Here is a 19,333-nt window from a genome sequence, read left to right as displayed (position 1 = left end):
TGGGTTGCCGTCGTTCTGTCTGTAGGTATATCGTAAGACATGTCTTTAGTAAAGAATGAGCAATGAGAAAATCGATGTTTCATGACCGGGACGATGACGGCTTCCGGTTTGGGTTCTTCACGATGGGGCGGCATGGCCGAGGCGGCCATCGCTTTGGCCGCGGCGGCCATGGCTTCTTCGGGCGGGGTGGCGGTGGCGATTTTCCGGGATCGCGGCGGCTCTCGTCGCAGGACCTGCAACTCGTGATCCTGGCGCTGCTCGGCGAGCAGCCGGCGCACGGCTATGAGCTGATCAAGCGGATCGAGGAGCGGTCGGACGGCTTCTACAGCCCGAGCCCGGGCGTGATCTATCCGGCGCTGACATTCCTCGAGGAGATCGGCCATGCCAGCGTCACCCAGGACGCGGTGCGCAAGCTCTACAGCATCACCGAGCAGGGCAGGGCGCATCTCGGCGAGAACCGCACGACTGCGGATACCATTCTCGAGGCGCTGTCGCGGATCGGCCGCCGCATGGAGGAGGTGCGCGAAGCCTTCGCCGGCGTGAGCGATCTCGATGGCGAAGCGTCCGACGAGGTGCACCGCGCCCGTCACGCGCTGAAGAGCGCACTGCGCCAGAAGCGCGGCTGCGATGCCGCCGAGGCGCGGCGGATCGCAAAGATCCTCGACCGCGCGGCCGCTGAGATCCTGCAGCAATGACGCAGTCGCAAAGGAGACCCTTCATGTACAACGCCGAACCGCACAGCGCGATCCGTGATGCGCGCGTCACGGCCGTCATCGACCGCCTGCAGGCCACCCGCCGGGCGCCGGTGCGCGGCACCCCGATGCGGAGCGGCAGCCGCGACCCGCACGACTATGCCGAGCAGGGATTCTCGATCCACCCGGAGCAGGGCGAGCTGATCTATCTGTTGTGCCGCGGCCTGCGCGCCCAGCGCGTCGCCGAGTTCGCGACCTCCGTCGGAATGTCGACGCTCTATTTCGCCGCCGCGATGCGCGACAATGGCGGCGGCACCGTGATCGGATCGGAGATCGTGCCGGCCAAGGTCGCAGCGGCGAAGCGCAATCTCGCGGAGGCCGGCCTTGCCGATTTCGCCGACATCCGCGAGGGCGATGCGCGCAAGACGCTGCGCGATCTCGGCGGTCCCGTCGACTTCATCCTGATCGACGGCTGGCCGGGCGACAAGGGGCCGACGCTGGCGCGCCAGGTGATCGAGATCGTCGCGCCGCAGCTTCGCGTCGGCGGCTATGTCATGAACGACAATGCCGAGGCGGATTTCCTGGAGTTCGTGCGCGATCCCAACAACGGCTTCGTCTCGATCACGCTGCCGCTCAAGGGTGGCACCGAGCTCTGCCTGAAGGTGGCGTAGCGGGGGTTCACCTGCTGGCGTGATTGTGAGCCGCAACCACACCATGCCATGCTGGATTTTGCCGGGGCTTCTTGCTCTGTTCGAGGAAAATCAGGAGCGAAGCGCCGCATGTCCGAAGCCCCGCCGATTCATCCACTCGATCGCCCAATCTGGAGCGCGCTGACCACGAGACAACGCGAGCTGGCGGAAGGCGGCGCCGACGCCCGCCGCTTTCCGGTCGCGATCGCACCCTTCGCCGACATGGTCGACATCTCGCCGAAGAGCTTTGCCGCGCTCGGCGCGCTGCTGTCGGGACCTGATCGCGGTGCTGTTCACGCCTGATCCTGTCCAAGTGCCGCCGGAGTTCAAGGTACTGCTGGCCGAGACCGGCGAGCAGATGATCGGTGTGCCCGCTGACCATTCTGTGCCCGGCGTCGAGATCGTCACGCTCGGCGCTGCCGACGTTCTTGCGATGATGGCGTTGACGGAGCTGACAAAGCCCGGACCGTTCAGTGCGCGGACGCATGAGCTCGGCAGTTTTTTCGGCATCCGCGTTGGCGGCGAGCTGGTCGCGATGACCGGCGAGCGGATGAAGCCGGGGAACTACACCGAGATGACCGCCGTCTGCGTGCATCCCGAGCATCGCGGCCGCGGCTATGCGCAGGCGCTGCTGTCGGCGGTCGCCCGCCACATCGTGGCGCGCGGCGAAGTTCCATTCCTGCACGTCTTCACCAGCAACGTCCCGGCGATCGCGCTCTATCGCCGCCAGGGCATGGAGATCCGCCGCCGCCTGCACATCACCGCGTTGCAGAAACAGGGATAGGGATGCTCGGTAAAGCGGGTTGAGGGAAATCCCTCATTCCTCGTCGCCGATCTCGTGCTTACCTTTGCCGGATCGCAACACGATGAAAGAGGATATCTCGATGTCCGAGCAATCCCAGGACAAGCGTCCCGTAGCCGATCCGGCGGAGAACAATGCTTTCTTTCCGTCGCCTTATTCACTTGGGCAGTTTACCTCGGCCAGGTCGGATCTCTCCGGCGCGGACTATCCCAACGCCTACAGGGGTGGCCGCTGGAAAATTCTGATGATCGCCGCGGACGAGCGCTATCTGCTGTTGCAGAACGGCACGATGTTCTCGACCGGCAACCATCCCGTCGAGACCTTGTTGCCGATGTATCACCTCGACAAGGCGGGCTTCGAATTCGACATCGCGACCGTGTCGGGCAATCCGGTCAAATTCGAGCTCTGGGCGTTTCCGAAGGAGGACGATGCGGTCAAGAGCATCTACCAGAAATATCTCGCCAGGCTGAAGCAGCCGCTGAAGCTCTCCGACGTGATCGAAAACAAGCTCGGCAAGGAGTCCGACTATATCGCGGTGTTCATCCCGGGCGGCCATGGTGCACTGATCGGCTTGCCTGAAAGCACCGACGTGAAGGCCGCCCTGAAATGGGCGCTCGACAACGACAAGCACATCATCTCGCTCTGTCATGGCCCGGCGGCGCTGCTGGCGTCCGCGGTCGGCGAAGCCAAGGGCGACTATCCCTTCAAGGGCTACAAGATCTGTGCATTTCCCGACGCCATCGATCGGACCACGCCCGATATCGGCTACATGCCGGGCGCGCTCACATGGGCTTTCGGCGAACAGTTGCAGGCGCTCGGCGTCGAGATCCTGAACAAGGACATCACCGGCAAGACCCATCAGGATCGCAAGCTGATCACCGGTGACAGCCCGTTCGCCGCCAACAATGTCGGCAAGGCCGCCGCAAAGGCCCTGCTCGATACGCTGGGCGGGCGCTGAGCGATCGGCGGCTCAACCTGCGGGCGCGGCGAACCCCGCCGCGCCGGCCGGTGCGCGCCTTGCAGGCGGACCTCGCTTGAGGGAAAATCCTCAACGCGCCGGGCCGCGCGCGAGCGGCCTTCCGCAAGACACGATGGCACCGCATGGACCGCTACATCGAAGCCGTGGTTGCGATCGAGGGCAGCGAGAGCTTGCCCGCGATCCAGGCGGCGGTGCGGTCTGCGAGCGTGCCGCTCGGCTACGATCGGTTCGTGATGTTCTCGGCATCGCCGGCACGTGAGGATCTGGTTGACCGGATCTACTGGGTCGAAGGCGACTGGTTCGGCACAGGCGTGACCGTCGATGCCGAAACCTATGTCCGGCATTGCCCGGTGACGCGCAATTTCCTCAGCGTGGACGAGGCGTTTTTCTGGACCAAGGTGATGTCGGCGCGCGGTGAGAAGTACCGCGTGGTGCGCACGCCGCGCGGGCCCGGTTTCCATGGACTGCAGGTTCCGGTGTTCGGGCGCACCGGCCTTGAAGGCGCGATGAGCTTCGCCGGGACGCGGATCGATGCGTCGCCGCGGACCCGTGCGGCGCTGACGATGATCGGCGCCGCGGCCTTCCGCGCCGCTCGCGGACTGATGGAAGCGCACGAGCCGAACGGTGCGTCGAGCCTGTCGCCGCGGGAACGCGAGGTGTTGCGCTGGATCTCCGCCGGACGGCGCCAGGCCGACATCGCGGCATCGCTCGGCCTGTCCGAACGCACGGTCGAGAACCATTTGCGGCGCGCGCGGCTTCGGCTCGGCGTCGCCACGACAGCGCAAGCCATCCGGCTCGCGATCCGCAGCGGCGAGATCGAGGACTGAGGCGCTTGCGGACGGCCGCCGCAGGGCCGGGGAAGCGATCGTTGCGGCTCAGTGTTTCTGCGCCGTCTTCGCCCTGGTCTTCGGCGTATGCATGCCCGCAGCGATCCGGGTCAATGCATCGGCAAATGCACGTGCCGCAGGTCCCAGCGGTTCATCGAGCCGGTGGGCGAGATAGGCCTCCATCGCAAGCGCGGCGTTGCGGCCGAGCGCGCCGGTTTCGACCCGCACAAGGCGGCGCTCCTTCAGGTCGCGCGCCACCTGCCAGAGCGGCAGCCGGCCCCAGCCGAGCCCGGCCAGGATCATGGCGTGCTTGGTGTCCTGATTGCTGACTCTGCAAATCTGCGGCGAGAGCACGCCGAAGCTGCGGCCTTCCGACAGTGGGGTCGGATCCGACAGCACGATCTGCAGATGATCGGCGAGATCAGCCACACTCTTGCGGCCGCGGCGGCCGAGTGGATGGCTTGCGGAGGCGACGGCGACAATCTGCACCGCGCAGATCGCATCGAGCGCGAGGCGGGGATCGCGAAAATCCTCGCCGACCGTGACCGCGAGCGCGCTGCGCCGTTCGGTCAAGCCGGTGATCGGACCGCCCATCGGTTCGACCGCGAGCCGCACGCTGACGGACGGATAGGCCGCCCGCATTTCCGTCAGCGCCGCGCCGACCGCGGCGATCGGAAACAGCGTATCGACGACGAGCGAGAGTTCCGATTCCACCCCGTCGCCCAGGCCGCGCGCCCGCGCCCGCATCGCGTCGACACGAAGCAGCAGGTCGCGCGCGTTGCCCAGCAGCGCCTTGCCCTCGGCCGTCAGCGCCGGGCGATGGCTGGAGCGGTCGAACAGCGTGAGGCCGAGCTCGGCCTCGAGGTTGGCGATGGCATGGCTGACCGCGGATTGCACCCGCGCCAGCTTGGCCGCGGCGGCGCGAAAGCTGCCGCTCTCGGCGATGGCGACAAAGGTGCGAATCTGATCGAGCGTGAGGTTATCGAGCATGATCTATGAAATCGATCAATCGGATGCAAAACATATCACTCCTGTCGATGGTCGTGAAACGCTATCTGTGTGTCGTGAGCCAGGGGCGGAGTGGACGCATGACGATCGAGACGGCCGTGATGCAGCAGAGCGAGGCGAAGCGATGGGCGACGGTCGCCGTCGTGATCGGTTGCGGTATTGGCGCGGCGCTGCAGGTCGGCAAGGTTCCGATCGCCGCATCGATGCTGCAACAGAGCCTCGGCATCGACCTTGCCGCGGTCGGAACGATCGTCGGCATCTTTGCGGTCCTGGGGCTTGTCGGCAGCGTCCCGGCGGGCGTGGTGATTGCCGCGGTTGGCGCGCGCAGGGTGCTGCTGTGCGGCCTCGCAGCCATCACGCTGGGGGCGGCCTCGGGCGCGCTCGCGCCACAGCTCGCTGTGCTATTGGCATCGCGTCTGCTGGAGGGGCTCGGCTTCCTGCTGGTGATGGTCGCGGCTCCTGCATTGCTCGATCGTGTCGTCGATGTCAGCGCACGCGATGTCACCATGGCGGTGTGGAGCTGCGTGATGCCGTTCGGGATCGCGCTTGCGCTGGTCGCCGGCCCGATCTTCGATGGCTGGCGCACGATCTGGTGGGCCAGTGCTGCCTTTGTCGCCCTGCTATTCGTGCTCGCCGGCGTCGTTGTGCCTGAAGTGGCATCGCGGACAGGCCCGACGCGGAGCGGTCTGATGCAGGAAGGTACCGCGCTGGCGCGGCGACGCACCCCGGCGCTTCTGATGGTGCTGTTTGCGCTCTACAGCCTGATGTTCTTTGCATTGTTCAGCTTCCTGCCGATCCTGCTGACCGAGCGGCTCGGCGTGTCCAGCCAAGGCGCCGGCGCGCTCAGTGCGTTGGCGGCGGCCGGCAACGTCGTCGGCAATCTCGCCGCCGGTTATCTGCTTGCGCGCGGCGTCAGCCGCAACCTGCTGATCGCCGTGGCGGCATTCGCGATGGGCGCGTCCGCGCTCGGCATCTTCCTGCCGGCGCTCGGCGGGTGGGGCGCATTCTGGCTGTGCCTGCTGTTCTCCGCGATCGGCGGTCTGATCCCGGCGACGTTGCTTGCAACCGCACCCGCTGCGGCGCGATCGGCGGCGATGGTGCCGGTGATGATGGGCCTGTTGATGACGGGCAGCAATTTCGGCCAGGTCACCGGTCCGATCGCGGTCGGCGCCGTGGTCTCGGCATCGGGCTGGGGCGCGGCCTGCGTCATGGTGGTGGCCGCGGCGATCCTTGCCGGCCTCGCGGCATGGATGCTGGCGCGCGGCGATCACGACAGCGTAAGCGAGGCGACGGACCCGGCTTGACGCCGCGCCCGCAGGAGCCGAAGGAGTGAAGGTCTCTCACGCCAACGACAACAGGAACCTTCATGACACGCGTGCGCTGTATTACCGAAATGGGCATGGGCGTCGACGTCCACGGCCGCGACGCCACCAAGGCCGCCAAGCGGGCCGTCTCGGATGCCATCCGCCACTCCAGCCTCGGCTTCTTCCGCATGCTCGGCAAGACCGCCAACGACATGTTCGTCGACGTCACGATCGCCGTGCCGAATCCCGAGGACGTCGATACCGCAGCGGTCGCGAAGGAATTGCCCTATGGCACCAAGACCGTGAAGGCGATCGCGGGCGGGCTCGAGATTCCGTCCGATCTCGGCAACGACCCGATCCTGATCGCGAACGCCGCCGTCATCGTCAGCTTCGACGACGGCAAGTGACCGAAGCGCGTCAGGCGACCGGCATACGTGCGCTATTCGCCGCCTCTGAAATAGTCGGGCTTGCCGGTCGTCCACGTCTCGCCCCAATGCTGGCCGCCGCCGTCGACGGTCAGCGTCTCGCCGGTGATGAACTTGCCGGAGGGCGCGGCGAGGTAGACGGCTGCCTCCGCAATGTCCCAGGGCGTGCCCGGGCGCATCATCGGATTGGAGCGCGGATAGGTCGCGCGCGCCGCTTCGCTGTAAACGTTCCAGCCCTCGGTCTCGATCGCGCCGGGCGCGATGCAGTTGATGCGGATGTTCAGCGGCGCCCATTCGACCGCGAGCGCGCGCGACAGGCCGATCACACCGGAGCGTGCCGCGATCGAGTGCGCAATGCCGTAGAGGCCGTGCGTCGTGACCACGACGATATTGACGATGCTGCCGGGATGCTTGCGGTCGCGCCAGCGCTGCGCCGCGGCCTGCATCATGTACCAGGTGCCGTTGAGGTTGGTGTTGATGACCGCATTCCAGCCCTTGATCGAGACGTCGATCGCGGGTTGCGGGAACTGGCCGCCGGCGCTGTTGACGAGATGATCGACACGGCCATGCTCGGTCCACAGCGCCTCGAACATCGCGTTGACTGCATCCGGATCCTTGATGTCGGCGACATGCGCGGACGCCTTGAGCCCGCGATGGCCGAGATGATCGACCAGTGCGTCGAGCCTGTCGGCATTGCGGCCGGCGACCACGACATGCGCGCCGAGCCGGGCGAACAGCCATGCGATGGCGCGGCCGATGCCGCCGGCGCCGCCGGATACCACGACCACCCGACCGGCGAGCGCATCGGCCGCGAACACGGTCGGTTGCGTTGCGAGTTCATCGTCGGAGAGGCCGAGCGTTGTGCCTGTTGTTGCGCCTGTCTGTTGATCGTTCATGGCCGGTTGCAGACCTTGCGGCTTCCACTGAGCTCCGTACATTAGCCATCCAACAACAACCCTGCAAAGAATGTCGACATGACCGACTTGTCCGCCTTTTCCATCACAAAACGCTGGCCCGCCCAGCATCCGGACCGCCTGCAGCTCTATTCGCTGCCGACGCCGAACGGCGTGAAGGTCTCGATCATGCTGGAGGAGATCGGGCTGCCCTACGAGGTTCATCTCGTCGACTTCAACAAGGAAGACCAGAAGACGCCGGAGTTCCTGTCGCTCAACCCGAACGGCAAGATCCCGGCGATCCTCGATCCCAACGGTCCGGGCGGCAAGCCGCTGCCATTGTTCGAATCCGGCGCCATCCTGCAATATCTCGCCGACAAGACCGGCAAGCTGTTGCCGGTGGACGTCGCGCGCCGCTACCAGGCCGTCCAGTGGGTGTATTTCCAGATGGGCGGCATCGGACCGATGTTCGGCCAGGTCGGGTTCTTCCACAAATTCGCCGGCAAGGATTACGAGGACAAGCGGCCGCTGCAGCGCTACGTCGCCGAGTCCAGGCGCCTGCTCGGCGTGATGGAGACGCATCTCGCCGGACGGCAGTGGTTCATGGACGATGACTACAGCATCGCCGACATCTCGATGCTCGGCTGGGTGCGCAACCTGATCGGCTTCTACGGCGCGCGCGGGCTCGTCGAATTCGACCAGTTCACGCAGGTCGCCGCCTGGCTGGAGCGCGGTCTCAAGCGGCCGGCGGTGGAGCGCGGATTGAATATTCCGAAGCGTCCCTAACGCACCGACGTCAGCAGCTCATAGACGACCGGATTGTCGGCACAGGCGGCAAAGCCACACTCGAGCGGGGTGGAGAGCACATTCAGTGCCGTCAGCCCGACCACCAGCCACACCGCGCCTTGCGCGAACCTGCCGGGTGAGCTGTCCGGCGCCGCGCGGTGCTCGAACTGGCGGTCGAACAGCAGCATCGCCGCGAGCAGCACGATCGCGGCGATGAAGCCGATCAGCGCCCACGTATAATAGTGATAGCCGAGCAGCGCCGAACCGTAACCGGCATCGCCGGGGAGGATGTGCAGCAGCACCTGCCGGGTCGAGACCGTGGCGCCGAGCACGGCCGTCAGCAGCGACAACGCATAATGGCTCGGCCGCGGCCCGAAGCGGATATTGAGGATCGGCCCGATCGCCAGCAGGGCGAACGGGATGCGCTGCAACAGGCAGAGCGGGCAGGGCAGTTCGTGGAGCAGCAGCTGCGCGGCAAAGGCGGCGGCCAGTACCAGCGCCAGCCCATAGAGCGCGACGGCATTGAGGGTGACGGCCTGCGTGTCGTTCATGGCCGGCCTCAGAACGACAAGGTGAGACGGTCGGTGGCGTGGTGCAGCAAGGTCGCGACGCAGGCGATCAGGATCACCGCGAACAGGCCGATCGTGACGGAACGCGGGCCACGCCAGGCCACCAGCATGGCGATGGTGATGGCGAGAAACAATGCCGCGAATTCCATTCTCAGCCTCCCGATGCGAGCCGGCCGCAGTCTATGACAGATTCGTGTGCGCTCGCGACGGCGCGAATCGGTATTGTCGCTTGCGCGCGGCTCCGCCAAGATGGCATCACCAGTCGAGCTCATCCTAGCCGGGGCACCTCATGACCACAGCCGCGATCAAGCCCGTTGCCCGTCCCCATCATCAGCCCTGGTACAAGATCCTCTACGTTCAGGTGCTGATCGCGATCGTGGCAGGTGTCCTGATCGGATATTTCTATCCGAATCTCGGCAAGGAATTGAAGCCGCTGGGCGACGGCTTCATCGCCCTGATCAAGATGATGATCGCGCCAGTCATCTTCTGCACCGTGGTGCACGGCATCTCCTCGATGGGCGACCTCAAGCGCGTCGGCCGGGTCGGGTTGAAGACGCTGATCTATTTCGAGGCGGTGTCGACGGTGGCGCTTGCGGTCGGTCTTCTGGTCGGCGAGCTGCTGCAGCCCGGCCATGGCTTCAATATCGATCCTTCCACGATCGATCCGAAATCGGTCTCCAACTACGTCACGCAGGCCAAGGAGCAGGGCATCGTGGCCCATCTGATGGCGATCATTCCGGACAGCTATCTCGGCGCGGTCGCGCGCGGCGACCTGTTGCAGGTGCTGCTGATCTCGATTCTCTCGGGCTTCGCCATCGCTCTCATGGGCAAGGCCGGCGAGCCGATTGCGTCCGCGATCGACACGGCCGCGAAGATGTTCTTCGGCATCATCCGGATCATCGTCCGCGTCGCGCCGCTCGGCGCATTCGGCGCGATGGCCTTCACGGTCGGCGCCTACGGCCTCGGCTCGCTGCTGAATCTGGCGGCGCTGATCGCGACCTTCTATCTCACCAGCATCCTGTTCGTGCTGATCGTGCTGGGCGCCATCGCACGGCTCGCCGGCTTCTCGATCATCCGCTTCATCGCCTATATCAAGGACGAGCTCCTGATCGTGCTGGGCACGTCGTCGTCGGAGACGGTGCTGCCGCAGATGATCCAGAAGATGGAGCATCTCGGCGCCTCGCGCTCGGTGGTCGGCCTCGTGGTGCCGACCGGCTACAGCTTCAATCTCGACGGCACCAACATCTACATGACGCTGGCGACGCTGTTCCTGGCACAGGCCACCAACACGCATCTGACGATCTGGCAGGAGCTCGGCATTCTGGGCATCGCCATGATCACCTCGAAGGGCGCTTCCGGCGTCACCGGCGCCGGCTTCATCACGCTCGCAGCGACGCTGTCGATCGTGCCAGATATTCCGATCCAGTCGATCGCGATCCTGGTCGGCATCGACAAGTTCATGAGCGAGTGCCGCGCGCTGACCAACCTGATCGGCAACGGCGTCGCCTGCGTCGTGATCAGTCTGTCGGAAGGCGAGCTCGACAAGCAGGCGCTGCACGAGACCATGGCGCATCCGCTCGAGCTTGGCGAAGCGCTGGAACCGGGCGGGAAGGGCTAGAGCAATGTGAAGTCAGGGGGCCGCCGCAGGGCGGCGCTGCCAAAATATCGAAAACAACCCCATGCAAAGGAGCCGGCGGCAGCCGGCGTTCGATCAAGCAACTTGACACGTCGGGCAACTCAGGGATATTCTTCTAATATTCCGAAATTGCGCATCCATCGTCCCAATGCTGTCGCAGATGGCATTTGCGGGCCTCTGCAACTGACGCTTCCACGTCGCAGGCGGGAGAGGGAAGGCACCTTGTTCGCGGCCGCAGCTGAGGTCGTCGACCCGTGAAGTGGGATGGGCCTGCACCGCAGGATGACGAATATGCGCCAAGCCTTGAGTGCATCATGCGCCATCGCCAGACTGTTGCGCGACCGGCTTACCTCTGCGAGTTCGTACATCCAGCCCGATCCAGGAGCGCTCAACCATGCTCACCGTCTATGGCGAAGGTCGCGGCTTCCGCGTCGTTTGGCTGCTCGAGGAACTGGGATTGGCTTATCGGCTGCGCCCGGTCGATCTGCTCGCAGCCGAGAAGGATCGCGATTTCCTCGCCATCAACCCTGCCGGCTTCATTCCCGTACTGCAGGACGGCGAGACGATCATGGTCGAATCGATCGCGATCCTCGAGTACCTGCTCGCGCGCCACGGCTCAGGCGCGCTTGCCGTCGCCCCTGATGATCCCGCCTTCGCTTCCTATCTGCAATTTCTCCATTTGGGCGAGGCCGGGCTCGCCGGGCCGATGAACGCCGTCATCGTCGGTCGCCAACTGGCGCCCGCAGCCGAGCGAGATGCCCGGGTTACCTGCTGGGCTATCGAGACCTTCGAGGGCCGGCTGGGGTTGGTTATCCGCCGCCTCGCGGACTGCCCCTATCTCGCCGGCGACCGATTCACTGCTGCCGATATCTCGGTGAGCTACGCCCTCCTGCTCGGCCTGCGAACCGGCAACTACGTCCCCGGTCCGACCGAGCGGGACTATCTCGCCCGCACGACGGCACGCCCCGCCTACCTCCGAGCGATGGAAAGCTGCCAGGCCACCAAGGCCTGGGCGGCGAGATCACCGGGATTGTAGTGCCCGAACTGAGTCTCGACGTTCTTTCCGACGTTAAGGTGATGGAGTTCGCGCCAACTGCAATGCAGCCTCAACGCCGCCATCCAAGATCTTCTGCGCTTCGTTAGCGTCGGGCACGGCCCGCGCAAACTGCAGGGTGCCCACCATGAGCCCGAAGATGGCCGTCGCGCGCCGGTGTTTTTCTACAGAATCTGTGCCGGAAAGTAGCGCGGCCAAAGTCGCAACGTACCTTCGCAGTGCCTTCTCGTAGTCTTGCCTGATGGACAGGGGCTGGCGCGCGATTTCGGGAAGCAACGCCGCGGAGGGGCAACCGTCCGCAGGGGTTTCGAGGTGAGCGCGGTTCAGGTATCCACGAACCGCGCCTTCAAGGTCGAGGCCATTGAGCCGATCTTCATCAAGGCGATGCTGCTGACCGCCCAGTGCCAAAGCCAGCGCCTCGCGAACAAGCACCTCCTTCGACTGGAAGTGCGGAGAGAAAGCCCCTTTGGTCAGGCCGGCCTCGCCCATAATCGCCGCAACCCCTGTCGCGGAGATGCCGTGCCGGCGCATGCACTTCGATGCCACATCGACAATGTGCCGTCTTGTCGACAACTTGTGACCTTTCTCGAAACGCATCTCCTCCCAACTCCACTAATGACGCGCAGCTACCATAGGGCACGACGCTAGATTGCGGTCGCCTTGGCGCCCAAAACGCCTTCGATCTTGTGGGCAAGGACCAAAAGCGTCTGGTCGCTACCTATCGAAGCGTCAAGTTCAAGGCCAAGCGGTAGCCCAGCGCGAGAGCGGCCGACGGGAAGACTGATACCCGGCAGCCCCACGCTGCTCGCCGACACGGTGTGGTTCGCCAAGGCGAGGTAGCTGACGTCCTGTCCCGCAACACGGACGGTCGCCTGTTCTTCGATCAGGGGCGCGGGGCATGGTGTGGTTGGTTGCAGAATGACCTGCGCTCCGTCAGTGACGAACGCCCTGTCGAGACGGCGCTGGATTTCAGGCCGGCTCACGTTGAGCGCAGTCTGATAGGCCTTTGCTGAGACAGCGCCTGCGCCGCCGGGCAGGACGATGTGCCCCCATGCTTGCCGAAGTTGGGGCTTAAGCCCGTCGTAGATCGCCTCGAACGTGATCGGAATGTCGTGACGACGAAGGAAATCCGAAATCGCGCCCATCGTCTCGTGAGCGAAGATGCCCCATGTCGCAGCTTGGATGAGAGCGTTGAAATCGTCACCAAGGTCGACCTCAATAACCTCGGCGCCGGCGTCCCGTAGCTGCCGAACCGCCTCGCGGAACCGGATCTCGACCTCCGAGTCCACCAGATCGAGGAATTGCCGGGGCGCGAAGGCCAGTCGAGCTCCTTTCAGATCGTTGCCGTCGTCGGAGGACTCGGCAGTTTGTTCACCCGTCACGACCTGATCCAACAAGATGCAGTCCTCGACGCTTCGGGCGAATGCACCCGTCGTGTCGAGCGTATGGGAGATCGGAGCAACGCCGTTGCGCGGCCAACGTCCGGTCGTTGGCTTGAATCCCACGACCCCACAGAAGGATGCGGGCACCCGGATCGACCCGACGGTATCACCGCCCAACGACGCGGGAACGAGGCCTGCGGCGACAGACGCGGCGGAGCCGCTTGAGGAGCCGCCCGCAACGCGATCTCTTGCGTGCGGATTCCTCACTTGGCCGTAACGTGCGTTGTGACCGGTCAAGCCGTAAGACATCTCGACGAGGTTGTTCTTCCCGAAGACCAAGGCACCCGCACCCTTGATGGCGCGGACAGCGTCCGCATCCTCGCGCGGCACGAAGCGAGCAAGGCTATCGAGACCTAGGCTCGTAGGCAGCCCTTTCGTCAGATAACTGTCTTTCACCCCGAGCGGGACACCGAGTAGCGGAGCCGCCGATCCGGCAGCCCGTGCCTTGTCCGCATCTCTTGCGGCCGCCAACACGGCCGCCTCGTCGATGGTGATGAAGCTGTTGAGTTCGGCAAGCGTCCGGGCGCGAAGCAGCAGCGCCGCTGTGTACGCTTCGGATGTGATATGGCCTTCACGAATGGCTGCTGCAGCCGCTGCTAGTCCCAGCGACGAAGGATCCACTAATTCTCGTGGTTCGCTACGACCTGAAACGGTGCTGGTGTCGTCCATGAAGTCCTCGCAAAGAGCCTGTTGCGGCATTCCGCAGCCGCTCAACAGCGGTTCAGCTCGATGCCATTACGATCATAATATTAAATTACGATCGTAATTCAATAGAGGTGTCTGCGTTCTCTGGACACATGAGCGTGAGGTGTTGACCGGGTGGTGAGCCGTCAATCATCGGGAGAAGACGTCCGCTTTGGGTCAAACTGGCAGAACCCAACGTCAGCATAATGCGTCTGCTTTCGGGCCCGACCGCCCCCGTCGACGCTGACCATCACGCCGAAGCTGCCAGGCAGGTCGCGCGGCGTACCACGGGTGAATGGTCGTCGCGCCCTCCGGGCGGCGTCAGTCCGGGACGCCGGCCGCCTTGAGCGTCTCACGATAGGTTGCGGACATCTCCTCCACCGGAAACGGAATCCGCGACAGGAATCCGGAGATCGTGAACTCCGGGTCCACCTTGAGCAGCTCGCGCGCGATCTGGGCCGCGCGTGCGTTGTCGCCGGTCTTCACCAGCGCGACGATCAGCACGCGCAGCGCCACCGCGAAGCGGCGGTTCTGCGCCAGCGCCTTGTCGGCCCACATCACCGCCTCAGGGAAATTCCGGTCGAGCACCGCGCAGATCGCCAGCGCCGCGGCGGCGAACCAGCCGCGCGGGTCGCGCGGGTTCAACCGTTGCGCGCGCTCGATCATGGCACGGCCGGCTTGCTGATTGCCGCGCATCGCCTCGATCCAGCCGCCGAGCACCAGCGCCATCGCCGAGTTCGGGTTGATTGCCAGCGAGCGCTCGAACAGGTCGCGCGCGGGCTCGATCTCGTCGGCCATGTTCCAGATCGCGAACGCCGCCATCCACAACACCTGCGGATCACCAGGCGCGAGCTCGACCGCGCGCCAGGCCTGCGCGACCGCGCGTTCGCGGTAAGCATCGTTCGGCTTCAGCCAGCCCTGGACATGGCGCATCGCATGACAATAGGCGGAGGCCGCCAGCGCCGGCGCGTAGGACGGGTCGAGCGCCAGCGCCTGGTCGAGGCAGTCGAGCGCCGCTTCCATGCTCTCGGGCGTGAACTCGTAACGCAGGCTGTAGGCGCGCAGCAGCAGGTCGTAGGCGTCGAGCCTGTCCGGCGGCGCGGCGCGTACCCGCTCGGCCTCCGCGACGAGCAAGGTCGGCTCGATGGCGCCGACCACGTTCTCGGTGATGCGGTCCTGCAGGTCGAACACGTCGGTGGCCGCGCCGTCGAAGCGGTCGGCCCACAGATGCGCGCCGGAAGTGGCGTCGATCAGCTGTCCGGTGATGCGCAGCCGATCGCCGCCGCGGCGGACGCTGCCCTCGAGCACATAGCCGACGCCGAGATCGCGCCCGACCTGGCGGATGTCGACCGCCTTGCCCTTGTAGGTGAAGGCGGAGTTGCGCGCGATCACGGTGAGACGGCTGCAACGCGCGAGCGCGGTGGTGATGTCCTCGGCGATGCCGTCGGCGAAATAATCCTGCTCGGGATCGCCGCTCATATTGGTGAAGGGCAGCACCGCGATCGACGGGCCCTCGCTCGGCCGCGGCGGGCCGGCACTGTCTGCAACCGGACGATCGTGCGCGGTGTCCTCCCTGACATCGCCGACAAAGCGGAGACCCTTGCGGGGCAGGGTGCGGATCAGCCGCTGCTCCTCGCCATTGTCGCCGATCGCGGTCCGCGCGGCGTTGATCCGGCTGCTCAGCGTCGCTTCCGAGACGATCCGGCCGTGCCAGACGGCGGCCAGCACCTCATCGCGGCTGACCACCCGATCACGGGCGCGGATCAGGAACTCGATGAGGTCGAAGACCTGCGGCTCGACGGCTAGCAGGGCATCGCCACGGCGCAGTTCGCGGCGCTCGGAATCGAGGGTCAAGTCGTTGAAATGGTAAGTCAAATTCGATAGTCCGGCGGCCGGCGGCTGAATGCGGGGCGGAACCTAGAGCCTTTTCCGTTTCGATGGAATCGGAACGGAGCTCTAGATTCTTATTTTGACGCGTTTTCTTCACGCGAACCGGTGTCCACTTCGCTTGAAAACGCTCTAGCACAGGCGGCCCGGAGCCAAAATCACGACGGTCTGAAGGACAAGTCCACGTCCTCTGAAAGCGGACGGGGGCGGTCTCTGCAATAGTCCATCCCGACACCAGACGCAGGAGATCGCCATGTCCCAATCCATCAATCAGCAACGCCGCCGCTTCCTCGGCATCGCCGGCGGGATCCTTGCCGCTTCCAGGCTCGGCTTCATCGGTTCGGCTCAGGCCCAGTCCAAGCCGGCACTGCCCGCGATCAAGGCCGGCGCCCACACCTCGATCGGTCCCGTCAAGCAGATCAATGCCGGCGTGCTCGATACCGGCTATGTCGAGATGGGGCCTGCGTCCGGTCCCGCGGTGATCCTGCTGCACGGCTGGCCCTACGACATCCACAGCTATGCCGACGTCGCGCCGGCGCTGGCCGAGGCCGGCTACCGCGTGATCGTGCCGCATCTGCGCGGCTATGGCACCACGCGCTTCCTCTCCGGCGACACCATGCGCAGCGGCCAGCCGGTCGCGGTCTCAGCCGACATCATCGCGCTGATGGACGCGCTGAAGATCGAGAAGGCTGTGCTCGGCGGCTATGATTGGGGCGCGCGCACCGCCAACATCATGGCGGTGCTCTGGCCCGAGCGCTGCAAGGCCATGGTCTCGGTGAGCGGCTACCTGATCGGCAGCCAGGCCGCTGGCAAGATGCCGCTGCCGCCGAAGGCCGAGCTGCAATGGTGGTACCAGTTCTATTTCGCGACCGAGCGCGGCCGTGAGGGCTATGCCAAGAACCGGCACGATTTCAACAAGCTGATCTGGCAGCTGGCGTCGCCGCAGTGGAAGTTCGACGACGCCACCTACGACCGCAGCGCGGCCGCGTTCGAAAACCCTGATCATGTCGATATCGTGATCCACAATTATCGCTGGCGGCTCGGGCTCGCCGAGGGCGAGGCGAAGTACGATGCGTTCGAGAAGACGCTGGCCCAGGCGCCGGTCATCGCGATCCCGACCATCACGATGGAGGGCGATGCCAACGGCGCGCCGCATCCGGAGCCCGCGGCCTACGCCAAGAAGTTCTCCGGGCATTACGAGCATCGCCAGCTGCCCGGCGGCATCGGCCACAATCTGCCGCAGGAAGCGCCGGAGGCCTTCACCCAGGCCATCATCGACGTCAGCAAGGTCTAGAGCGTTTTCGAGCGAAGTGGATACCGGTTCGCGTGAAGAAAACGCGTCAAACAAGAATCGAGAGCGCGGATCAGGGATCATGAGACAGGTTGTGAAATGGGCAGCTGCCGCGATCGCGGCAGCCTGCATCAGCGCGTCATTGCCGTTCGCCGTCGGGCATGCCGATGACGCGGCACCGGCGTCGCCGATCTTCGGCGTGAAAATTCCAGGCGGCTATCGCGACTGGAAGCTGATCGCGGTCGGCGAGGAGACCGGGCTCGACGAGTTGCGCAGCGTGCTCGGCAACGCGACCGCCGTGAAGGCCTATCAGGACGGCGCCGCGCGTTTCCCCGACGGCACCGTGCTGGTCAAGCTGGCCTGGAAGCGCAAGCCGGTTGCGGGCCTCGACGGCGCCTTCATCACGGGGCCTGCGACCACGGTCCAGGTCATGGTCAAGGACGCCGCCAGATATGCCGCGACCGGCGGCTGGGGTTTTGGTCGCTTCATCGACGGCAAGCCGGTCGATGCCGCGCAGCACGAGACCTGTTTCGCCTGCCACGAGGCGCACGCCAGCGATCACGATTTCGTCTTCACGCGCTATGCGCATTGAGCGCCGGCATTATCGGTGTGGAGACTGCTTTTTCTCGCCATAACCCCGCTGTCATCGCCCGGCCTGTGTGCAATCGCGCACATGGACCGGGCGATCCAGTATTCCAGAGGCGGCTGTGAGATTCGGAGATGCCGCGGCGTACTGCGTCCCCGGTCGAGCCGGGGGACGACACCGAGTATGGGCACTACGCCTTCTTCACATCCTCGTGCGGTCTGATCTGGCGTTGCGGTGACAGCGGCGCTAGTTTCCCCGCCGCAATCGCATGCGGGGAACGGCTTTGACCATCACCATCTACGGCATCAAGAACTGCGACACCATGAAGAAGGCGCGGGCCTGGCTCGACGATCACGGCGTCGCCTACGACTTCCACGACTACAAGACCGCCGGGATCGCCAAGGACAAGCTCAAGCAGTGGAGCGAGGAGGTCGGCTGGGAAGCGCTGCTCAACCGCGCCGGCACGACCTTCAAGAAGCTGCCCGATGCCGACAAGGAAGGGTTGAACGAACGCAAGGCGCTGGCGCTGATGGCCGAGCAGCCGTCGATGATCAAGCGCCCGGTGCTCGATCTCGGGGGCAAGCGCGTCGTCGGCTTCAAGCCGGACATCTATGCCAAGGAAGTGCCGGCAAAGGCGCGCAAGAAGGGCTGAGGCGCTTCCAGCGATGGGATGAGCGCTTCGCGTGAAGCAACGCGTCTAGATCAGCTCGACTGAATCATGGCTCGCCGGACGATCTGCGGGCACGAACCTGCGGTCGATCACGGCCCGCTCCGTGACCACAGGGGCCGACTTCGCAGCCACGCCCATCAGATTGTGCAGCCGAAAGCGGCCCTCGATGCTGATCGCCTTGTAGGAGCCGACGATGTGTTCGACGGTATCGCCGCGTCCGAACGGCAAGAGCAGCCGTTCATAGGAGACCTCCTTGCCGTCGGCGTCGGTGACCTCCGCAACGGTGTAGGTCGGGCGCTTGCGCGCCAGGCAGGCGCGATAGGACAGGATGACGCCGGCGTAGCGCTCCGGGCCGATCGCGTCATCGAGATAACGGTTGGTGCGCTGTCGCGGTTCGACGTGCTCGTTGCCATAGGCCGTGGTCAACCTCGCGCCTTCCTGCGTGATCAGGAAACGCGCGGCCTCGCCGCTGCCGATCACGTCAAAGCTCATCATGTCGGCGCGCTCGTCGGCGCTGCCCTCGGTATGGAAGTCGCACACCAGGGGAACCGCGTCCGGCATGCGCAGCGCGCGCAGCCAGGCGTTCAGCAGCACACGCTGCGTGATCGATTTGACCACCGATGGATCGGCGCTTCTGAATTGCATCGGCTAGCCGAGTTCGAGCACATCCCCGAACGGGATGCGGCCGGGGACAAGTTCATCGATGTGCGGGATGGTTTGGCTGCGGGCATAAAGTCGCAGCCACGTGCCGGGGAAATCACGTTGCGGGATCGACTTGACGACCGAAGAACTGGCGCGCTCGAAATGCAAGGCTCTAGCCATTCATCATGCAATGGCCCGGAGCTTCGGCGAGAGGCGCAAATATTCTATGAAAGCGGGAGTCCGGAGCAAAACACCGTTAACGACCGCTTTCCCGAGGCGCAAAGCGCGCCGAAATGCCATTCGACTAAGGATCAACCGGAACCGGTCACGCGGATGCCGCACTGCACAGCTTTGCACCTTGCGTAACTGCCGCAGATGACGGCATATTCCGGCCCGGAGGCGACGGGCCCCGGACGGTTTCCAAGACGGATCGGACGCCTGTCGGACACGAAAAAAGCTGGCCACGC

21 protein-coding genes and 1 pseudogene are annotated in these 19,333 nt (G+C 65.0%); 13 read left to right on the top strand and 9 right to left on the bottom strand.

Features of this window, described 5'->3' with window-relative positions; translation table 11 throughout:
* Window positions 1-74 precede the first annotated feature (74 nt).
* The 5 genes and pseudogenes from E2I15_RS09190 to E2I15_RS09170 all read left to right on the top strand — a co-directional run bounded on the left by E2I15_RS09190 (window position 75) and on the right by E2I15_RS09170 (window position 3,989).
* Complete coding sequence (locus E2I15_RS09190) at window positions 75-695, top strand: PadR family transcriptional regulator (protein WP_137479735.1); 621 nt, start codon at window positions 75-77, stop codon at window positions 693-695.
* Window positions 696-718: 23 nt separating this feature from the next.
* Complete coding sequence (locus E2I15_RS09185; RefSeq protein WP_137479736.1) at window positions 719-1,363, top strand: O-methyltransferase; 645 nt, start codon at window positions 719-721, stop codon at window positions 1,361-1,363.
* 108 nt (window positions 1,364-1,471) lie between these two features.
* A pseudogene (locus E2I15_RS09180) lies at window positions 1,472-2,165 on the top strand (GNAT family N-acetyltransferase).
* 100 nt (window positions 2,166-2,265) lie between these two features.
* Window positions 2,266-3,141, top strand: coding sequence for a glyoxalase III HchA (gene hchA, locus E2I15_RS09175; protein WP_137479737.1), 876 nt, complete (start codon window positions 2,266-2,268; stop codon window positions 3,139-3,141).
* Window positions 3,142-3,284: 143 nt separating this feature from the next.
* Window positions 3,285-3,989 (top strand): PA1136 family autoinducer-binding transcriptional regulator, encoded by a 705-nt coding sequence (locus E2I15_RS09170; RefSeq protein WP_137479738.1) that lies wholly within the window; start codon window positions 3,285-3,287, stop codon window positions 3,987-3,989.
* Window positions 3,990-4,037: 48 nt separating this feature from the next.
* Here E2I15_RS09170 and E2I15_RS09165 read toward each other — a convergent pair whose 3' ends face one another.
* The gene (locus tag E2I15_RS09165) at window positions 4,038-4,979 is read right to left on the bottom strand and encodes a LysR family transcriptional regulator (RefSeq protein WP_137479739.1); all 942 of its coding nucleotides are present in this window, start codon (window positions 4,977-4,979) and stop codon (window positions 4,038-4,040) included.
* Between the two features lie 98 nt (window positions 4,980-5,077).
* Between E2I15_RS09165 and E2I15_RS09160 the strand changes: the two genes are divergently transcribed.
* Complete coding sequence (locus E2I15_RS09160) at window positions 5,078-6,301, top strand: MFS transporter (protein ID WP_137479740.1); 1,224 nt, start codon at window positions 5,078-5,080, stop codon at window positions 6,299-6,301.
* A 62-nt stretch (window positions 6,302-6,363) separates the two neighbouring features.
* Entirely contained in the window at window positions 6,364-6,708 is a 345-nt protein-coding gene (locus E2I15_RS09155; RefSeq protein ID WP_026192671.1) for a Lin0512 family protein, read from the top strand.
* Between the two features lie 32 nt (window positions 6,709-6,740).
* On the opposite strand, the gene E2I15_RS09150 is transcribed toward E2I15_RS09155, so the two are convergent.
* Entirely contained in the window at window positions 6,741-7,622 is an 882-nt protein-coding gene (locus E2I15_RS09150) for an SDR family oxidoreductase (protein ID WP_137479741.1), read from the bottom strand.
* A gap of 78 nt (window positions 7,623-7,700) precedes the next feature.
* Between E2I15_RS09150 and E2I15_RS09145 the strand changes: the two genes are divergently transcribed.
* Window positions 7,701-8,405, top strand: coding sequence for a glutathione S-transferase family protein (locus E2I15_RS09145; protein WP_137479742.1), 705 nt, complete (start codon window positions 7,701-7,703; stop codon window positions 8,403-8,405).
* On the opposite strand, the gene E2I15_RS09140 is transcribed toward E2I15_RS09145, so the two are convergent.
* Both E2I15_RS09140 and E2I15_RS38700 read right to left on the bottom strand, forming a co-directional pair.
* The gene (locus E2I15_RS09140) at window positions 8,402-8,956 is read right to left on the bottom strand and encodes a disulfide bond formation protein B (RefSeq protein WP_137479743.1); all 555 of its coding nucleotides are present in this window, start codon (window positions 8,954-8,956) and stop codon (window positions 8,402-8,404) included. The two genes, E2I15_RS09145 and E2I15_RS09140, sit on opposite strands and share 4 nt — an antisense overlap.
* Window positions 8,957-8,964: 8 nt before the next feature.
* Complete coding sequence (locus E2I15_RS38700; RefSeq protein ID WP_170991581.1) at window positions 8,965-9,123, bottom strand: DUF5993 family protein; 159 nt, start codon at window positions 9,121-9,123, stop codon at window positions 8,965-8,967.
* 140 nt (window positions 9,124-9,263) lie between these two features.
* On the opposite strand from E2I15_RS38700, the gene E2I15_RS09135 reads away from it, so the two are divergent.
* Both E2I15_RS09135 and E2I15_RS09130 read left to right on the top strand, forming a co-directional pair.
* Entirely contained in the window at window positions 9,264-10,592 is a 1,329-nt protein-coding gene (locus E2I15_RS09135) for a dicarboxylate/amino acid:cation symporter (RefSeq protein ID WP_137479744.1), read from the top strand.
* Between the two features lie 412 nt (window positions 10,593-11,004).
* Complete coding sequence (locus E2I15_RS09130; protein ID WP_137479745.1) at window positions 11,005-11,646, top strand: glutathione S-transferase family protein; 642 nt, start codon at window positions 11,005-11,007, stop codon at window positions 11,644-11,646.
* Window positions 11,647-11,679: 33 nt separating this feature from the next.
* Here the strand turns inward: E2I15_RS09130 and E2I15_RS09125 are convergent, their stop codons facing one another.
* From E2I15_RS09125 to E2I15_RS09115, 3 genes are all read right to left on the bottom strand, one after another.
* A complete protein-coding gene (locus tag E2I15_RS09125; RefSeq protein WP_137479746.1) occupies window positions 11,680-12,261 on the bottom strand; it encodes a TetR/AcrR family transcriptional regulator in 582 nt (193 codons plus the stop codon).
* 47 nt (window positions 12,262-12,308) lie between these two features.
* A complete protein-coding gene (locus E2I15_RS09120) occupies window positions 12,309-13,775 on the bottom strand; it encodes an amidase family protein (RefSeq protein ID WP_137479747.1) in 1,467 nt (488 codons plus the stop codon).
* 336 nt (window positions 13,776-14,111) lie between these two features.
* Window positions 14,112-15,665: a winged helix-turn-helix domain-containing protein gene (locus E2I15_RS09115; protein WP_137479748.1), complete on the bottom strand. Its 1,554-nt coding sequence runs from the start codon at window positions 15,663-15,665 to the stop codon at window positions 14,112-14,114.
* A 265-nt stretch (window positions 15,666-15,930) separates the two neighbouring features.
* On the opposite strand from E2I15_RS09115, the gene E2I15_RS09110 reads away from it, so the two are divergent.
* The 3 genes from E2I15_RS09110 (at window position 15,931) to E2I15_RS09100 (ending at window position 18,206) form a co-directional block, all read left to right on the top strand.
* Entirely contained in the window at window positions 15,931-16,971 is a 1,041-nt protein-coding gene (locus tag E2I15_RS09110) for an alpha/beta fold hydrolase (protein WP_137479749.1), read from the top strand.
* 79 nt (window positions 16,972-17,050) lie between these two features.
* Window positions 17,051-17,560: a cytochrome P460 family protein gene (locus tag E2I15_RS09105; RefSeq protein WP_137479750.1), complete on the top strand. Its 510-nt coding sequence runs from the start codon at window positions 17,051-17,053 to the stop codon at window positions 17,558-17,560.
* Window positions 17,561-17,837: 277 nt separating this feature from the next.
* The gene (locus tag E2I15_RS09100; protein WP_137479751.1) at window positions 17,838-18,206 is read left to right on the top strand and encodes an ArsC family reductase; all 369 of its coding nucleotides are present in this window, start codon (window positions 17,838-17,840) and stop codon (window positions 18,204-18,206) included.
* A 45-nt stretch (window positions 18,207-18,251) separates the two neighbouring features.
* Here the strand turns inward: E2I15_RS09100 and E2I15_RS09095 are convergent, their stop codons facing one another.
* Together E2I15_RS09095 and E2I15_RS09090 are read right to left on the bottom strand one after the other, a co-directional pair.
* Window positions 18,252-18,869: a hypothetical protein gene (locus tag E2I15_RS09095; protein ID WP_137479752.1), complete on the bottom strand. Its 618-nt coding sequence runs from the start codon at window positions 18,867-18,869 to the stop codon at window positions 18,252-18,254.
* Between the two features lie 3 nt (window positions 18,870-18,872).
* Complete coding sequence (locus E2I15_RS09090) at window positions 18,873-19,034, bottom strand: hypothetical protein (RefSeq protein WP_155262286.1); 162 nt, start codon at window positions 19,032-19,034, stop codon at window positions 18,873-18,875.
* Between the last annotated feature and the right edge of the window lie 299 nt (window positions 19,035-19,333).

It is taken from the genome of Bradyrhizobium sp. BR2003, from assembly GCF_009720285.1.
GTDB classification, from domain to species: Bacteria; Pseudomonadota; Alphaproteobacteria; order Rhizobiales; family Xanthobacteraceae; genus Bradyrhizobium; species Bradyrhizobium elkanii.
This window is presented reverse-complemented; position numbering and strand designations above follow the sequence as displayed.

Coding starts and splice junctions, on each gene's coding strand:
- E2I15_RS09145 (WP_137479742.1), top strand. CDS start 7,701: ATGACCGACTTGTCCGCCTTTTCCATCACAAAACGCTGGCCCGCCCAG.
- E2I15_RS09150 (WP_137479741.1), bottom strand. CDS start 7,622: ATGAACGATCAACAGACAGGCGCAACAACAGGCACAACGCTCGGCCTC.
- E2I15_RS09110 (WP_137479749.1), top strand. CDS start 15,931: ATGTCCCAATCCATCAATCAGCAACGCCGCCGCTTCCTCGGCATCGCC.
- E2I15_RS09160 (WP_137479740.1), top strand. CDS start 5,078: ATGACGATCGAGACGGCCGTGATGCAGCAGAGCGAGGCGAAGCGATGG.
- E2I15_RS09125 (WP_137479746.1), bottom strand. CDS start 12,261: ATGCGTTTCGAGAAAGGTCACAAGTTGTCGACAAGACGGCACATTGTC.
- E2I15_RS09120 (WP_137479747.1), bottom strand. CDS start 13,775: ATGGACGACACCAGCACCGTTTCAGGTCGTAGCGAACCACGAGAATTA.
- E2I15_RS09105 (WP_137479750.1), top strand. CDS start 17,051: ATGAGACAGGTTGTGAAATGGGCAGCTGCCGCGATCGCGGCAGCCTGC.
- hchA (WP_137479737.1), top strand. CDS start 2,266: ATGTCCGAGCAATCCCAGGACAAGCGTCCCGTAGCCGATCCGGCGGAG.
- E2I15_RS38700 (WP_170991581.1), bottom strand. CDS start 9,123: ATGGAATTCGCGGCATTGTTTCTCGCCATCACCATCGCCATGCTGGTG.
- E2I15_RS09130 (WP_137479745.1), top strand. CDS start 11,005: ATGCTCACCGTCTATGGCGAAGGTCGCGGCTTCCGCGTCGTTTGGCTG.
- E2I15_RS09165 (WP_137479739.1), bottom strand. CDS start 4,979: ATGCTCGATAACCTCACGCTCGATCAGATTCGCACCTTTGTCGCCATC.
- E2I15_RS09190 (WP_137479735.1), top strand. CDS start 75: ATGTTTCATGACCGGGACGATGACGGCTTCCGGTTTGGGTTCTTCACG.
- E2I15_RS09155 (WP_026192671.1), top strand. CDS start 6,364: ATGACACGCGTGCGCTGTATTACCGAAATGGGCATGGGCGTCGACGTC.
- E2I15_RS09140 (WP_137479743.1), bottom strand. CDS start 8,956: ATGAACGACACGCAGGCCGTCACCCTCAATGCCGTCGCGCTCTATGGG.
- E2I15_RS09170 (WP_137479738.1), top strand. CDS start 3,285: ATGGACCGCTACATCGAAGCCGTGGTTGCGATCGAGGGCAGCGAGAGC.
- E2I15_RS09185 (WP_137479736.1), top strand. CDS start 719: ATGTACAACGCCGAACCGCACAGCGCGATCCGTGATGCGCGCGTCACG.
- E2I15_RS09135 (WP_137479744.1), top strand. CDS start 9,264: ATGACCACAGCCGCGATCAAGCCCGTTGCCCGTCCCCATCATCAGCCC.
- E2I15_RS09095 (WP_137479752.1), bottom strand. CDS start 18,869: ATGCAATTCAGAAGCGCCGATCCATCGGTGGTCAAATCGATCACGCAG.